General features: G+C 32.8%; 10 protein-coding genes. 8 read left to right on the top strand and 2 right to left on the bottom strand.

Annotation, left to right across the window (positions count from 1 at the left end):
* Nucleotides 1-64: 64 nt before the first annotated feature.
* Nucleotides 65-1,144: a four helix bundle protein gene (locus BN2144_RS04840; protein WP_033827187.1), complete on the top strand. Its 1,080-nt coding sequence runs from the start codon at nucleotides 65-67 to the stop codon at nucleotides 1,142-1,144.
* Nucleotides 1,145-1,537: 393 nt separating this feature from the next.
* On the opposite strand, the gene BN2144_RS04835 is transcribed toward BN2144_RS04840, so the two are convergent.
* Nucleotides 1,538-2,533 (bottom strand): GTPase, encoded by a 996-nt coding sequence (locus tag BN2144_RS04835; RefSeq protein WP_033827186.1) that lies wholly within the window; start codon nucleotides 2,531-2,533, stop codon nucleotides 1,538-1,540.
* A 298-nt stretch (nucleotides 2,534-2,831) separates the two neighbouring features.
* On the opposite strand from BN2144_RS04835, the gene BN2144_RS04830 reads away from it, so the two are divergent.
* The 7 genes from BN2144_RS04830 (at nucleotide 2,832) to BN2144_RS04800 (ending at nucleotide 12,384) form a co-directional block, all read left to right on the top strand.
* Nucleotides 2,832-3,719, top strand: a complete 888-nt coding sequence (locus tag BN2144_RS04830) for a tyrosine-type recombinase/integrase (RefSeq protein ID WP_050632214.1) — start codon at nucleotides 2,832-2,834, stop codon at nucleotides 3,717-3,719.
* Between the two features lie 18 nt (nucleotides 3,720-3,737).
* On the top strand, nucleotides 3,738-4,583 hold the full coding sequence (locus tag BN2144_RS04825; protein ID WP_042337630.1) for a heteromeric transposase endonuclease subunit TnsA: 846 nt from the start codon (nucleotides 3,738-3,740) through the stop codon (nucleotides 4,581-4,583).
* Nucleotides 4,555-6,699: a Mu transposase C-terminal domain-containing protein gene (locus BN2144_RS04820; protein ID WP_033827211.1), complete on the top strand. Its 2,145-nt coding sequence runs from the start codon at nucleotides 4,555-4,557 to the stop codon at nucleotides 6,697-6,699. The genes BN2144_RS04825 and BN2144_RS04820 overlap by 29 nt, the downstream gene beginning before the upstream one ends.
* Nucleotides 6,692-8,302: an ATP-binding protein gene (locus tag BN2144_RS04815; protein ID WP_033827210.1), complete on the top strand. Its 1,611-nt coding sequence runs from the start codon at nucleotides 6,692-6,694 to the stop codon at nucleotides 8,300-8,302. The genes BN2144_RS04820 and BN2144_RS04815 overlap by 8 nt, the downstream gene beginning before the upstream one ends.
* The gene (locus BN2144_RS04810) at nucleotides 8,299-10,149 is read left to right on the top strand and encodes a TnsD family Tn7-like transposition protein (RefSeq protein ID WP_033827185.1); all 1,851 of its coding nucleotides are present in this window, start codon (nucleotides 8,299-8,301) and stop codon (nucleotides 10,147-10,149) included. Before BN2144_RS04815 ends, BN2144_RS04810 begins: the two co-directional genes overlap by 4 nt.
* 135 nt (nucleotides 10,150-10,284) lie before the next feature.
* Nucleotides 10,285-11,127 carry a DUF5677 domain-containing protein gene (locus BN2144_RS04805; RefSeq protein WP_139017850.1) on the top strand — a complete coding sequence of 281 codons (843 nt, stop codon included), beginning with the start codon at nucleotides 10,285-10,287 and terminating at the stop codon, nucleotides 11,125-11,127.
* Nucleotides 11,128-11,196: 69 nt separating this feature from the next.
* Nucleotides 11,197-12,384, top strand: a complete 1,188-nt coding sequence (locus BN2144_RS04800; RefSeq protein ID WP_050632212.1) for a protein kinase domain-containing protein — start codon at nucleotides 11,197-11,199, stop codon at nucleotides 12,382-12,384.
* A 73-nt stretch (nucleotides 12,385-12,457) separates the two neighbouring features.
* Here BN2144_RS04800 and BN2144_RS04795 read toward each other — a convergent pair whose 3' ends face one another.
* On the bottom strand, nucleotides 12,458-12,742 hold the full coding sequence (locus BN2144_RS04795; RefSeq protein ID WP_033827183.1) for a hypothetical protein: 285 nt from the start codon (nucleotides 12,740-12,742) through the stop codon (nucleotides 12,458-12,460).
* Nucleotides 12,743-13,284: the final 542 nt, after the last annotated feature.

Genomic DNA, 13,284 nt, shown 5'->3' with positions numbered 1-13,284 from the left:
TTTTTGTACTGAATGGGCAAATAGGTCTGCCGACTTTATAATAAAAAGTAGGAGATGATTCAATTTGAATAGAATAGTAGAACAAGAACAGGAATCGTATCGGAGAAAAAGGGAACAAGTTTCGTTTAACATTATTGACGTTGGAGCGTATCTAAATGAACTAGCTGAAAAGGGATTGGTATGGGCTTTAAAGGGGATGACGGATTTGTCGGAACCGGAGGACTTTCTAATAGAGAAGTATCTAAGTATTTACAGAGCCAATCAAATTTACGACAACCTCGAAGAAACCTTCAATATTCAAACCCTCAATGGACAGCCTATCGTTTATCATCATCAAACATTCCACTCAAAAAAATCTAAACAAGAAGATAAAACCAAAAAGCAACAAACACAATATCTGGAAGTAAAAGATGTGAAAAAATTTATTGGTTATCAGAAAGCGAAGGAACTGGAAGAAAAAATCTATGAGCTGTGCAAAAGTTTCCCATCTTATGAGAAGCGGCACATTGTCAATCAAATCGAGAGAAGTTCTACATCAATAAAAGACAGGATTGCAATCGGAGAACAGAGATTTATTGGAGAGAAATTTTACCAATATAGTATCAGCGTTGGCTCGGCAAAAGAAACATCTGCATGGTTACAAATTTCATTGGGACAAAAATATATTACACAAGGTCAATATGATGAGTTGGATAATTTGGCAAACCAAGTCGTGTCCATCTTAACCAAAACCTTGTGTCATTTAAGGGACAATGAAGGTAAGGGGATAGATTTGCCTAATCCTTATACCCCTGACGTTAAAAAATTTGGAGCTTATCAGAATGCCTTATTGCTAGTCGGAAGAATTTATGAGATTACAAGGCAACGAGAATTTTGGCAGGAGAGGGACCTTTTATACGGAATCCGGTCTTGTGCAACTTCGACGGTAGCCAATATAGCAGAGGGACATCAACTTTACGCTCCAGTAAAATTCAGGTTTTTTAATCATGCAATAGAAGCATTGAGTGGCCTCGAGAGTAAGTTGGAAGCAGCATTAGCCAAAGAGATTATTTCAATTTATATTCTTAAAGAAACCATAGAATTAATGAAAGGAATAAGAAATATTCTTACGAAGAGAATGAGAAATATAAGTGATAGTAGATAGACCTAGCATCAACAAAGGGTAAAGATTAATTCATATTCTTTATCCTTATTTTTTTAAAAAAATTTCTCATGTCACTAAAAGGTGAAACGAACATTTTGTATGATTTGGTGCTTAAAACTAGCTTAAAAAGTTATGTTCCAAGATTTCCTTTATCTAAATGGCTAATTTGATTACTTTTTCTTGAAATATCGTTTGACATTGTCTACATAACTTATAATTATTTAAAAAGATTATGTGGAAATGAAAATACAAAAATTATTGCCTTTATATTGTAGTACTTTATATTGTCTGTTGTTTTTTTGCACAATCTGCAAATCATTAAGGAGGAAAGCGTAATGAGGACAGGATTAACATATAAAAAGGATCCTAAAATGGATCCCTTTGTAAAATGATTTAAAAAACTTTTTCTTTTTTCATGAAAGTTTTTGTAAGAGTTTTTAAAATATCTACATCTAATTCTATGTTATTTTCATAAACATATTTTATTCCATAACCTAAAGCAAGTGTCATGCTCCCCGCAATTCCTGCTCCTGCAATAGAGCCAGCACCAGGAATAACTTTTATAGCCTGCCTAAAAATGCTTTTTCCAAGGTTCCCAGTCAACGTTGCTATTGCCAATTCCTTAGCTCTGTCTTTTGTAAGGGATTTTTCATATAAAGCTGCTAACTTTACCATTAGGCTCACTTGAATACCCGTTAAGGGGATAATATCAGAACCAGGAAGAGGTGCTGCACCAATAGCAGAAGCTGACGTAGCAGCGGCTATTATCCATTTATTTGCAGTTGAGGATTTTTCTTTAATTTGCCTGGCAAATAATATATCTTTTCCAGTTTCTTTAAGAATGTCTAATATAGTGTTTCTAAGCATTTCAATATTCTCACCTGTTTTGGACGAGATTGGAACAACTTTAAAATCATAATTTATAGAATCCTGTACAAATTTTATAAGGCTTGGAATATCCTCAGCAGCATCAATTTTATTTAAGACAATAATGATTCTCTTATTAAATTTTTTGATATTTTCAAAGGATTTTTTTTCTCCCTCCGAAAAGACTGTTCCTGCCGCATTGAGAAAAAATAGAATAATGTCTGCTTCCTTATAGAAATTAAGTGTTTCCTGAGAATTTTGACTATTTATATCATCCAATCCAGGGGTATCAGCAAAGATAATTTTATCCCTATATTTATATTTTTTCACTAAAGTAGTTTCACCTGGTTTTGGATTTACAGAAGCTACATCATCACCTATTAAACGATTAATTGTTGAGGATTTACCAGCATTTACATCGCCAACCATAGCAAATAAAATTTCCTTTTCAAGCTGCTCATTAATTTTATTTATTTCTTCCTCATAGCTTTTCTCGAATTCATTTTCATCAAATTGAATCACCTTTTTTCACTCTGCCTTTCCCTTAATACTAGGATAGAAAATAAGCAAATAAGCTCCAAATTTATCTTAGGTATATTATACCCTTTTTCTTATAATAAAAGAAAAATGTTTTATAAAGTTTCTATTTTCAGTAGAATGAATCCCTTGAATAAAATGAGAAAAATACTATAATAAAGTTATAGAAATTAATATAAAACAAAAAGGCCTTATTACCTTTGGGAGTCTATCAAAAAAAATGATAGATTTTGCCCCGGGGTAATAAGGCCTTTTTGTATTTCTGCTGAATGGAGGAGGAAAAGTGATAAAAAATTTTATAGTAAAACTTGAGTCCGAAGGAAAAAGCAATTTGACAATTCAGGCGTATCAGAAAGACATTGAACAATTTAAAATATGGCTAATTGACACCATCGGTTATGAAACGGAAACCATTACGGAAACAGATATTCGAGAATATCGACAGTATCTAAATTTGATTAGAAAATTAAAAGTTACAAGTATCAACAGAAAAATAAAAAGCATTGTACGATTCCAACGATATTTATGTGAAAAAGGAATTTGCCAAGAAGTAGTACAACTGAAAAATGTTCTTCAAAAAAACAATATTGAGTGGGACTATGAGGTTAAAGTTCTTGAAAAACAGGATCAATACCGACTAAAAAGAACAATAGAAGCAACTGGAAATAAAAGAGATATAATGATTTACTATTTACTTTTTGGAACAGGGATTAGATGCAACGAGTTAGTTTCTATACATATTGATGATCTTCTAATTACCGAGCGTAACGGTAAAAACAATTACAGTTATGTCATGATTCGCAGTGGAAAAGGGAACAAGATGAGAAAAGTGAACTTGAATGCCAAAGTGGTAAATGCCATTAAGGAGTATTTACTAATAAGGCCAAAAGTTCCCTCAAATCAACTTCTGATTGGTCAAAGAGGTCCATTATCTAGGTTAGCGATAAATAAAATCTTGGAAAAGTATAGTAAACAAGCTCAACTTGATTTTATAGTGACACCACATATGGCTAGACATACATTTTGTACAAATATATTGAAAGAAGGAAAGGTGGATCCTAAGACTTTAGCAATATTAACAGGGCATAGCTCAATTGATACACTGTACCGGTTTTACATAAATAGTAATGCTGAGGATAAGCAAAATGCGGTGGACAATCTATATCTTTAATAGAAGGAAAGTGACTTTATGATTCGAGAATGGAATGAAGCAACGATCAAAAGATTTTTAAAAGAAGGAAGAGGTCAAGGAACGGGAAAAGATTATAAGCCGTGGTTACAAATAAATGATATATCTAGTAGATCAAGAACGACAAGAACATTCGGCCATACTACTCAAAGGGTTCATCATTTGCTAAGCGACTTACAGTTGTATTATTTTTATCTTCTTGAATTTGACGAAAATGTCATTGATATACGTGAACAGTTTCCATTGTTGGATTTTCATGAAATGGATCTTTTAATTGATTCAGATTTAAGTAGGAAATTGTTCGATTCAAAAACCAAAGTTCCTCATATTTTTACAACTTCATTTTTTGTTACAAAAGTAGGAAATGACGATGACCCGTATTATCAGGCGAGAATTGTAAAGATTTCCTCAGAGTTGGAAAAAAAGTCAACAATTGAAAGACTGGAGTTGCAAAGAAGATATTTTGCAAAAAAGGGAATTGATTTTGGAATAGTAACAGAAAACGAGATTAATAAAGTGCTTTCTAAAAATATTGGATGGGCTTTAGCTGCGTATGATATTCAGGACTATCCTGAATTGACTACGAACTTTACTTATCTTAAAAATGATCTCTTGCTTTTACTAATGGATTCTAATATCTCATTTCAACAGGTGTTTGAAAAGATAGAAAATTTATATCAGTTATCTAATGGTCTAGGTCTAGTATTATTCAAACATTTGGTTGCAAGAAAAGATGTACAGATGGATTTGACAAGGAAAATTTATTTAACAAAAAAGCCTTGTGATTATGGTGTCCAAGTGAAAGAGGTGATTAATGATGACAGAAATAAAGCGGTTGGCAGTTAATGAACTTTTGAAAAATAATAAAGAACCCGAAAAAATTGAACGGATAATTTGGATTGATAGTGATTATCACTGGATTTACCTTATGGATTTGAAAAGACCTACGTTTCCATATCCAATTGAAATCCAGGAAATAGAATTCAAATTACAAATCGGGGAACTTGTAAAAGTAACCGAGGATCCATTGACCGTGATAGTAGATGAAGATGAACTGTCTAAGAGTGAAAAGGAGAAGCGAGATAAAGCATGGGAAGTAATTCAATCTATCTATATTACTCCTGATATATTCCTTCCAAAACAAAGAGGACGATTAGTAAATAAAGCAAGTGAAAAATTCAATATCAGTAAAAAAACAATTCGCAATTATTTAAAACGGTTTTGGGTAAGAGGAATGGTGAAGAATGCTTTGCTGCCAGATTATTATAATTGCGGAAGGAACTTGAATAGAGAACGAACTTTTTCAAAAAAGGCTGGTAGACCATTTAATTATTCTTCATCTATTAAGAGAGCACCGATCAATGATGAATGGAAGAGAATATTTAAAGCATCGTTAGAAAAGTACTACTTTATTCGTACAAAACCATCATTGAAATACGCATATCAACAAATGCTCAAAGAGTATTTTTCTGTAAAAGAAAAAGGGAAATCTAAATTAAAAGTTTTAGATATTGAAAAACCAATTCCTTCATTTAATCAATTTTACTACTGGTATCGAAAATGGTACGAGCCAGATTATGCAATTCATAAAAGAGAAGGGAGAAGGGAATTTTTACAAAACTATCGTGCCATAACTGGTTCTTCAAGGGAAGATTCTGGGGGTATTGGCACATATGCAATAGATGCAACGATTGCTGATATATATTTAGTTTCCTCGCTAGATAGAAATTCAGTCATAGGTCGTCCAGTTGTGTACTTGTCAGTGGATCAGTATTCACAGGCTATAGTCGGTGTTGGTATAGGAATTCAGAATATGTCTGGAGAATCACTCCGAGTGGCATTGGCCAACACTTTTGGGGATAAGGTGGAATATTGTAAAAAGACGCTTGATATGGAAATCTCATCGGAAGATTGGCCAATTCAATATTTACCACATACTATTTTGGCTGACCGAGGTAGTGAATTGATTTCAAATGATTTGAGTAGCATTGCTGAAAACCTAAATATCCGGATACAAAATACCGGATCTTTTCGTCCAGAGTTAAAGGCTGTTGTAGAGAAGTATTTTGACATTGTTCAGGAACACATTAAGCCGTTTCTTCCAGGGGCTGTACATAAAGACTTCATGAAACGAGGCGGACATGATTACCGAAAGAAAAGTGTTTTAAACGTTAAAGAATATTCTCAGATATTGGTCCGTTGTATTTTATATTATAACAACCATCATTATCTACAGAATTATCCACTAACTAAGGAAATGATTGAAGATAAAATTCGTCCAATCCCGATAGAAATTTTTAAATGGGGGCTGAAAAGAGGAATGGGGCTATTGAGAACAGTGTCTATGGAATTTATAAGAAGTAACGTTTATCCAAGCACTGAAGGTCTAGTAACACCAAGAGGCATCCTATTTGAAGGGTTATTATATTCTTCAACATTAGCAATGAAGGAAGGATGGTTTTCCAAAGCACGTATTCAAGGTAATTGGAAAGTCCGTATTCATTATGATCCACAGAGTATGGAAAAAATATATATACGAATTAATCGAAACAAATATGATGTATGTACATTGGTCGAACACCAATATGGGATGTTTAAAAATGCTAACATTGATGAGGTTCATGACTTGAGAAAAAATCGGAAACAACAAAAAACTGACTTTGAAGCTGAGGAACTAAATAGTCAAGTGAAATTAGCACAAGAAATAGAAGAAATTGTTAAGCGGGCAAAAGAAGAATCAAAAATAGAGTCCATAAACGGATCGGTCAAGAAAAATGTAAAAGATATAAGAAAAAACCGCAGTCAGGAACGAAACTTAAAGGAAATGAAGAGACGAACAACTGATGGTATACCTAAAGTTAAACGTTTGCAGGAAGATGAGAGCTATTCATTTGATGAAAACCTGCAGTTGGAAATGTTTCTTAAAAAGCAAAAGGAAGTGTTAGAGAGTGGAAATGATTGATCTTCCAAATGGCACAAAAGCACAAATGGCTGAATATAACCAGCATCCAGATATTATTGAATACCAAAATAACCCTTTAATAGAGGCGTTACCACCTATTTATTCTCAAAGTGAGGTAATCGACCGTTTATCTATTTATCCTCCGTACAATAAAGAAGAGAAGAATTTAGAAAATTATAAACGAGTTCATTTAATCCTGAGATTACTTCATTATTTTCAACCTATACCCATACATTTAACGATAGAATCGTCTATATCACGTTTGATTAGAGCGGGATATATTCACCGCAATCCATTAACAAAGGAATATACACAGGGATTTGTTGATAACTGGAATAACATAAAAGAAGGCAAACTTGATTACTCATTGATTCAGACGGGACAAACCCTAAGTATAGTGGGGGTTTCAGGTGTTGGAAAGACACGAACCATGCAGAGAATTTTACAAATGATGCCACAGGTTATTTCACATGTTGATTATAAAGGTAAGCCCTTAAATCAATATCAGGTAACATTTTTAAAAATAGAGACTCCGTTTGATGGCTCTGTAAAAACAATAATTTTTGATTTTATGTACCAAGTGGATTTGTTGTTGGGGACGAGTTATTTTAACAGATATGCAAATAGCCGATTGTCAACAAGTCAACTTATGCCAATAATGGCTCAAATAGCAAAGTCAATTAACTTGGGGGTCTTGCTAATTGATGAATTGCAGCATTTGAAAGGGATGAAAAATTCTAATTCCGTTCAAGTGTTGAATTTTTTTACGGCACTGATTAATACAATTAACATCCCTCTTATAATGGTTGGTACTCCTAAAGCTATGGACGTTTTACAATCACAATTTCGACAGGCGAGAAGAAATACAAATATGGGGAGCGTATTTTGGGACCGGTTAGAAAAGGATGCAGTTTGGGATCTTTTCATCCAAGGAATGTGGCAATACCAATGGACAAAAGAAGATGTCGAACATACTGATGAACTGTCTGCCCTAATGTACGAGGTAAGTCAAGGGATTGCAGATATTGCAATCAAATTGTTCATGATGGTTCAACATAGAGCTATTATTACGGGAAAAGAAAGGATAACACCAAAACTTATAAAGCTGGTAGCAGAGGAAGATTTAAAAATGGTTCAACCAATGTTACAGGCGTTAAGAAGTAAAAATTATTCAAGGTTATCCGATTATGATGACTTGGTTATTCCTGATATAAAAGAGTATTTTAAACAAGAGAAAATTGAATCTACGGATAAACAACAGATATTGAAATCGCTTCAACAAGGAGTACAAAGAAAAAGTGACGAGTCCAAGCTCATAAATGAAGCTGTTTTTAGACTAGAAATGTTAGGGTTTAATAACAATCTTGCAAATGAGACTGTACAAAAGATTTTATCGAAAAGCGGAACTTTGGAGTTATCAGTGTTAGTTCAAATGGCATTTTCAATGTTAAACGAAAGTGGAAATAACGAAATTGAAGAAGATGCAAATGATTTACGAGTAATAATTCAAAAAGGTAAAGAAGAACAAATTTCTGCATATGAATCATTACTTAATGCTGACCTAATAAAAAGTGATTATTCTATACATGGTGTTACCTTATGATTGTCCAATTCCCAACACCCTATCCAGATGAAATCCTGTATAGTGTTTTTGCAAGGTATCATGTTCGCTCTGGAAATTTCTTTTTGAAACATACAATGGAGGATTTATTTGGAAGAAAAACAGCATCTGCATCGGTAATGTTGCCTTCTGGAATAGGATTATTAGCGGAACGTTTGCCAAAAAATACAACCCTAAACGAACAAATGCTTATTAAAAACCACACAATGTTTCCATTGTATACAGCATTTCTTCCTGATGAAAAAGCAAATAGTATATACGAAGCGATGATAAGTGATAATGGTGGGAAAATTTTTATGCAATCAGGTTTGATGGCAAGTGCAATCCCGCAAAATAAATACTTTAAGTATTGTCCAATATGTTTTAAAGAAGACCTTAACCAATATGGTGAGCTGTATTGGCATCGAATTCATCAATTACCAGGAAATTTTATTTGTTGTAAACATCAAGTATGGATAAAAGAAAGTACTGTGCCAATCATTCAGTCAAATAAACATATCTATGATGTTCCAACATTAGAAAACTGTGATTTATTTAATGTAAAAGACGTAATTAATAACGAAAACATATATGAAGAAATAATAAAAGAAATTAATTTTTTATTGAACAACACATTAGATACGCACTTTTCCTTTACGCATTATACTGAATTTTATCGTAAACATTTAATAGAAAAGGGATATGCAAGTATAAACGGATACGTACATCAGGAAAAGTTGCAAATGGATTTCAAAGAATTCTATTCTGATAGATTTTTACAAGATTTACATTGCAATCTGCAATCAAGTGGATCCAACTCATGGTTATCTAACATTACTAGAAAACATCGAAAAACATTTCATCCGTATTATCATGTCTTGTTGTTGAAATTTTTACAGTTGAGTGTAACGGATATTTTTCAAAATAATCTACCCTTTCAACCTTTCGGATTACCAAATTGGCCATGTTTAAACACTGTTTGCAGACACTATAAAAAGGATGTTATTCAGGAAATAACTATCAGAAGCTGTGAAAAAACAAAGAAGCCAATTGGAAGGTTTACTTGTTCAATTTGTGGTTTTTCTTATACAAGGAAAGGGGTAGACAAAGCTGATGAAGACCGATGCAAATATACTAGGGTAATGGAATTCGGTTCAGTTTGGAAAGATAAACTACGGGTTTTATTAGATCAAGGACTAAGTTATCGTGAAATTGCTCGAACACTTAAAGTTGATACAAATACAGTGATTAAATACGAAAAGGAATTAAGAGGTGTAAGTGAGCGACAACATGAAGATATTTCACAGAAGAAAGGGAAAGATACTAATAAACACCGTAGAGAATGGTTGGAACTACAGAAGTGCCATCCGAATTCTTCTAAGACTCAACTAAGGAAAATAAGCCCTGCAACATATGCCTTTCTCTATAGGAATGACCGTGAATGGTTAAATAGCAACTCTCCTACCTTGGTGAGGAAACAGATAACGAACAAAAGAGTAGATTGGTATGAAAGAGACGATGAGATTCTTTTGCTGGTTCAGGAGGCTTTTGAGAAACTAAAAAACAATAAAGAGAAAATGATAAGAATCACCATCAAGAGTTTAGGAGATAGCATTGGAAAAAGGGATCTACTTGAACAACATTTGGACAAAATGCCGAAAACAAAGTGTTTTATAGAAAAGGTTAAGGAATCGGAGGAAGAGTTTCGGAAAAGAAGAGTTCGAAATGTTATTAAGGAAATGAAGGGAGCGGGAGAAGAAATAAAGGTCTGGAAAGTGTTAAAAAAGGCAAGGATAAAATCCGAATTTTATCATGAAGTACATGAAATCATATCCAAATGTATTGATTAAAAGTATAAATTTTGACGAAGGTATCCAATGGGTACCTTTATTTGCTTATGTAGCGTAAATTTAAAATAAGATATAATATATCTAAATACTTAAAACTATGTGGTTAAAGGTAAACTAAGAGGTGAAGTGACAGTGGTGGCAAAAATAGATACTGATTTAGATAAGATTGGCCTAATAATACAGAAACAGCTAGAGGTATTCGACCTAGCTGCAAAGGAACTATCAAAAAAGTACGGCGTAGTTCCAGATTATCTAACGATAACAATGCTATTGTATAGAAAGATAATAGAGAAGCTAGATGCAATTTTTATTTTGTTAGAAAATGAATCTGAAAAAGCAGCAGAATCAATAAATAGGGATTTATTTGAAAACATCTTGTACTTTCTATATATAGTTGACCCTATTGGAAACCCAAAGGTAAGGGCCTTATCTTATCATTACTCATATCTTCAGGACAAACTCCATCTAGCGGATTTGCTACTAACCCCAAAAGAGGATGGAAAGAAAGTCAGGAGATTCATGGGGATTGAAAATAATAATGGGGAAATTAAAAAAATGAAAATTGAGAGAGAGAAGATTTTCAATAGTTTACAAAGGGAGGAATATAATAACATTAAGATTGAGTGGAGATATTTGATAAATAAAAAGGGGCAAAAACACCCAAAATGGTATAGCTTATTTAAGGGACCGAAGAGCTTGAGAGAACTTTCGAAAAAATATGGTTATCTAGTTGAATATCTGACACTATACAATCTTTTTTCAAATCAAGTACATACTACAAATATTTTACACCAGATAGAAAATGTTAATGGGACCGCTTACCTTAAAAATCTTAGGGTTTATGATAATCCTGAACTTGTGTTGCAATTTTCCAGAAGCCTAGGTGTGAAGTCTCTAGTTGAGTTTATAAACTTCTTCATACCAGAGGAGAAAGATAATATCCAAAATTGGCTGAGAAAAAACATACTGAAGAAGTAATATATTATTTATTTTAACAATGTTTTTCTAATACCAAATCTTGGGATAAACTGAAGGGGGAATTAAGAGGTGCTTGTTAAAGACAGAAATTCAATATATTTAAAGAATAAGATGAAGGATATGATTGAGAGATTTGGTGAGGAAAATATAAATAGATACATAGATTTTTATGATGATATACCTAATAATTTGAAAAATTTTTTTTCACTAATCCATTTTGAGATAAATCGTTTATTCAAATATCTAAACGGAAGACTTTCCAATGGACACTATAATGCACATGAGAGCAGGGACTTGATGTATTTAAGTGAAGAAGTTAAGACAGTTCAATCCAACTTGAAAAACACAGACTACAACTTTGATTTAATTCCATATTATAAAAAAATATTGAATGAGTGTGATACCTTTTTACAATCGAGTGGAGGTAGCCAGATACCACAAGGTTTTGAAAAGATTAATTTAATAGAAAATGAACCAATCTTTTTCCTCCAATCAATCGTTTCTATACCAAGATCGAGGAAAAAAGTCTTGTTTCCGACTAAGCCCATAGGTAATGGTTCTTATGCTAGTGTACATAAATATAAAGATGAATATTATAACAGAACGTTTGCTGTTAAAAAAGCATACAAAAATCTGACCGAAAAAGAGTATGAGAGATTTAGACTTGAATTTGAGGAAATGAAAAAATTAAATTCACCTTATGTTATCGAAGTCTTCCATTATAACGAGGAAAACCATCAGTATATAATGGAATATGCAGATGAAACACTAGATCAATATATTACTGCCAATAATGGGAATTTATCTGCAATTGAAAGAATTGGATTGGTTAAGCAAATCTTAAAGGCGTTTATTTACATTAACGGTAAAGGAGTGCTGCATAGGGATGTTAGTACAAGAAATGTTTTGATAAAAAAGTATGATGGTGGATTAAATGTAATAAAAATTTCAGATTTTGGACTGGTAAAGACAAAAGATAGTACGCTTACTTCTATTAATACTGAATTTAAAGGTTCGTTGAATGACCCTAAGTTGGAGATTATTGGCTTTTCCAATTATGAGATTCGTCATGAAACTTACGCCATTACGAGATTAATCTATTTTGTTATGACTGGAAAAATAAAAATAGATTCTTTTAAGAGTGAGGAGTTCAAAGAATTTATAATGAAGGGAATTTCAGATAATATAGATGATAGGTACAACAATGCTGAAGAGGTTCTTAAGTCATTCCAAGAGATTATCAAATATATTAGTTGAAAGTTTACGTAATTAATTTCATATATGAATTATATAAAAAATATATGGACCCAAGGGGTCCTTTTTGATTTTATTAAACCCACTTAAATTGCTTTTGATTGGTATTAAAGTCAGCCTCAAGTTCTTCAACAAGAATATCATCTGATTGATAACATCTTTTTGTTGTCTTTGCTTCTGTTAGCTTATTTTTGATGGTAATAGTCTTGTGAGATAACATAACTCCTTCTTCTTCAGTGTAAGGCTCATTTTGATTAGTTCTAAAACTGTACTGTACCTTCTCTGGAATACGGATTTCATAATCACCAATCTCATAAATATCAGAACCACGAGAACTTTTTACGTAAACAATCTTAGCCATAATTCCACACCCTTTGATGAAATAGTCAATACCATTTTATGATAATAAATAAAGTCTCTTCTTTCAATTCCATATTTGTTATTCTTCTTATTTCTATTATATCTCCCAACTAAAATCCTTGAACCTCAACTAAAAAGTTCTTCCCTCCTGCTAAAAAGTTTGAACCTGGGGGGAGAAACGTGGGTGGAAAGGGAGCGGGAGAATAGTATGTATCAAGGTTGTTTCGGATTATTTCCCAATCGCAAATCAATATAAATTCAGGCTGGATCAATAACAGGTCCAGTCTTTTTTCTTTTTAACCAAAAAGTTAAGAAGTCCGTTCAATCCCTTGTCCAATAAGGATAGTGGAGGAAAGAGGAGGGAGGAATAAAGAGTAAGCACTGAAGATAACCTCAACTTTCATCCAATATAATTCCATGCTTTTTTGGGAAATTTTCATGGCCTATTCAGTCTTTTCTCCTGATTCTTCTCTCTGTTGGGGGTAAAACATTTTAATGTTTACTGAATATTCAATACAACCCAGAACCGAAAAAAGAGGCGAA

The sequence above is a fragment of the Bacillus andreraoultii genome, from assembly GCF_001244735.1.
Lineage (GTDB): Bacteria > Bacillota > Bacilli > Bacillales > Caldibacillaceae > Caldifermentibacillus > Caldifermentibacillus andreraoultii.
The sequence above is the reverse complement of the archived record's forward strand: the minus strand, read 5'-3'. Positions and strand labels throughout refer to the sequence as shown.

Coding starts and splice junctions, on each gene's coding strand:
- BN2144_RS04825 (WP_042337630.1), top strand. CDS start 3,738: ATGATTCGAGAATGGAATGAAGCAACGATCAAAAGATTTTTAAAAGAA.
- BN2144_RS04820 (WP_033827211.1), top strand. CDS start 4,555: ATGACAGAAATAAAGCGGTTGGCAGTTAATGAACTTTTGAAAAATAAT.
- BN2144_RS04815 (WP_033827210.1), top strand. CDS start 6,692: ATGATTGATCTTCCAAATGGCACAAAAGCACAAATGGCTGAATATAAC.
- BN2144_RS04810 (WP_033827185.1), top strand. CDS start 8,299: ATGATTGTCCAATTCCCAACACCCTATCCAGATGAAATCCTGTATAGT.
- BN2144_RS04795 (WP_033827183.1), bottom strand. CDS start 12,742: ATGGCTAAGATTGTTTACGTAAAAAGTTCTCGTGGTTCTGATATTTAT.